We start from the raw sequence: 2,955 nt of genomic DNA, 5'->3' as shown, positions 1-2,955 counted from the left end.
ACCAACACTACGTAGGTGGCGGGCATCAGCTTGAGGTAGTTGACCGGCGCCGCCGCGACCATGCCGCGAGCCGACCGGATCATGTTGCGCAGCTTTTCAAACACCGCGATCGCGATGTGCCCGCCGTCGAACGGCAGCAGCGGCAACAAGTTGATGACACCCAGGATGAAGTTCAGCTGCGCCAAGAACAGCCAGAACGCCATCCAGACGCCATGGTCGACGGTGTCGCCACCGATGATGCTGGCCCCAACGACGCTGATCGGCGTATCAAGGGAACGCTGCCCGCCGCCGATCGCGTGGACCAGGGCGCCGATTTTGGTCGGGATCGCGACCAGCGACTTGCCCAGCAGAACCGACAGATTGCCGGTGAAGGCGAAAGTGGCTGGCACCGCGGTGATCACGTTGTATTGGGTCGGCCCGGGTGCCGAGCCCACTACGCCCATAACCCCGATCGTCGACAGCTTGGTGCCGCCGTCGCTGTCGGGCACCCAGCGCTGCCGCTGAGCGATGTCGACGTATTTGGTCATCGTTTGGCCGTCGCGCTTGATCACGATCGGAACGGTGCCGTGCATTTTCTGCACCGCGGCGGCCATGTCGGAGAAGTCGGTGACCGGGGTGTCGCCGACCTTGAGTACCACGTCGCCGGCGCGGATTCCGGCAGCGGCCGCAGGTCCGTCCCCGGTGCACTTGTCGAACTGGCCTTGCTTGTATTCCGAAGCTGCACAGGCGGTTTGACCGATGACCGCGGAGGGATGCAGGTTCGGCAGTCCCCACACGACAGCGATGGCGTAGATAAGCACCAAGCCGATGATGAAATTCGCGCCCGGCCCGGCGAACAACACCGCGACGCGCTTCCAGGTCTTCTGCTTGTACATCGCGCGGTCACGCTCGTCAGGCGCGAGCTCCTCGACCGACGTCATGCCCGCGATGTCGCAGAACCCGCCGGCCGGGATGGCCTTGACGCCATATTCCGTTTCGCCGCGACGAGTCGACCACAGCGTCGGGCCGAAGCCCACGAAATAGCGGCGCACCTTCATCCCGGTCGCAAGCGCGACCCCCATGTGACCGCATTCGTGCAGCGCCACCGAGATCAGGATGGCGAGCGCGAACAGCACGATGCCGATGACGAACATCATCGCGTTGGTAGGACCTCCTGTGTGACCGCATACTGCGCCCGTTCGCGGGCCCAGCGCTGCGCGTCGAGTACGTCTTCCACGGTAGCGGGTGCGGCGCTCCATTGGTCGGCGGCGCTCAGGACCTCGGCGATTGTGCGCACGATGGCCGGGAAGCCGACCCGACCGGCCAGGAAAGCCTCGGCGGCTTCTTCGTTGGCGGCGTTGTACACCGCAGTCATGCAGCCGCCCGCCTCACCGGCCTGTCGGGCCAGCTCGACGGCCGGGAAAACCTTGTTGTCCAGCGGCTCGAAATCCCAGCTCGATGCGGTGGAGAAATCGCAGGCCGGGGCCACCGCAGGAACCCGGTCCGGCCAGCCAAGCGCCAGCGCAATGGGCAGTTTCATGTCCGGCGGGCTGGCCTGCGCAATCGTCGAGCCGTCCGTGAACGTCACCATCGAATGCACGATCGACTGGGGGTGCACGACGACCTCGATGCGCCGGTAGGGAATGCCGAACAGCAGATGGGCTTCGATCAGCTCGAGGCCCTTGTTGACCAGCGATGCCGAATTCAAGGTGTTCATCGGCCCCATCGACCAGGTCGGATGGGCGCCGGCCTGCTCGGGCGTGACCTGCTCGAGGTCGGGGGCCGACCAGCCGCGGAATGGCCCGCCGGAGGCAGTGAGCACCAGCTTGGCGACTTCGCCTGACGAGCCGCCGCGCAGACATTGGGCCACCGCGGAGTGTTCGGAGTCCACCGGCACGATCTGGCCCGGCTGGGCGGCCTGCAACACCAGCGGACCGCCGGCGATCAGGGACTCCTTGTTCGCCAGAGCCAGTCGGACACCCGAGGCCAGCGCCGTCAGCGTGGGCTTTAGCCCCAGCGCGCCGACCAGCGCGTTGAGCACGACGTCGGCCTCGGTGTTCTCGATCAGCCGGGTGACCGCATCGGGCCCGCGGTAGGTGACATCGCCGATGGCCTGCGCGGCGCGCTCGTCGGCGACGGCGACATTGGTCACACCGGTTTCGGCGCGCTGCCGGGCGAGCAGTTCCGGATGCCCGCCGCCGGCGGCCAGGCCGACCAGCTCGAAGCGATCCGGGTTGGCGGCGATGACCTCCAGCGCCTGGGTGCCGATAGAGCCGGTACTGCCCAGCACCAAGACTCTCCGACGGCCGCCGACATGGTGGGTCACCCACCTATTGTGCCAGCGCCGCCGAGGTCCCCGACAAATCTCCGTATGCCAGAATGTCGGAACATCACGAGCCCAAACCGGAGGAGTCGCCGTGGCCAGTACCGAGGTGGAGCGCTACAGCAGCGGGGTCGACGTCGCTGATGTGCCGTCTGCGCATTGGGGCTGGAGCAGAATCAACCACCGCAACTGGCGCATCGTGGGGCTATGCATCGCTGGCCTGCTGCTGGCGATGCTGGACGGCAACCACGTCGGCCGCATCGAGAACTTGTACGTGATCGGCTTTGCGGTCGTGGTGCTGTTCTTTGTCGTGCGCGACTGGTGGGGACGCCGACGCGGCTGGCTCAGGTAGCGCCGTACGTCGGCGGCCTGCGGCGACTAGTGCAGACACCACCAGCACTGCGAACGCCAGCACCCACGGCCATGCGCCGTGCTGATGCACCCACCCCGCAGCCGCGCCTTGTATGCGGCCGATCACGGCTAGGAACGTGTCGGGCGTCAGGCCGTCGGCGGTACGCAGCCGGATCTCGTAGAGGGCGTAGTAGCCCACATAGAGCCCAACGAGGACCAGCACCACCCCGCTGATCCGATTGACGTACGGCAAGATTCGCCGTAACCGATTCACCACCGCCGAACTCGCGATCGCTGCGGCA

3 protein-coding genes and 1 pseudogene are annotated in these 2,955 nt (G+C 66.5%); 1 reads left to right on the top strand and 3 read right to left on the bottom strand.

The window, feature by feature from the left end:
• Positions 1-1,136: M50 family metallopeptidase (locus WBF82_RS12620; RefSeq protein WP_424383360.1), on the bottom strand; the 1,136-nt coding region annotated here is incomplete at its 3' end.
• Entirely contained in the window at positions 1,133-2,305 is a 1,173-nt protein-coding gene (gene dxr / locus WBF82_RS12615) for a 1-deoxy-D-xylulose-5-phosphate reductoisomerase (protein ID WP_424383359.1), read from the bottom strand. The genes dxr and WBF82_RS12620, both read right to left, overlap by 4 nt.
• A gap of 91 nt (positions 2,306-2,396) precedes the next feature.
• Here dxr and WBF82_RS12610 point away from each other — a divergent pair, with 91 nt between their 5' ends.
• Positions 2,397-2,654, top strand: a complete 258-nt coding sequence (locus tag WBF82_RS12610) for a DUF2631 domain-containing protein (RefSeq protein WP_424383358.1) — start codon at positions 2,397-2,399, stop codon at positions 2,652-2,654.
• A gap of 6 nt (positions 2,655-2,660) precedes the next feature.
• On the opposite strand, the pseudogene WBF82_RS12605 reads toward WBF82_RS12610, so the two are convergent.
• A pseudogene (locus WBF82_RS12605) lies at positions 2,661-2,955 on the bottom strand (cytochrome c biogenesis protein CcdA); the annotation flags it as partial.

It is taken from the genome of Mycobacterium sp. (assembly GCF_049673265.1).
Taxonomy (GTDB): domain Bacteria; phylum Actinomycetota; class Actinomycetes; order Mycobacteriales; family Mycobacteriaceae; genus Mycobacterium.
This window is presented reverse-complemented; position numbering and strand designations above follow the sequence as displayed.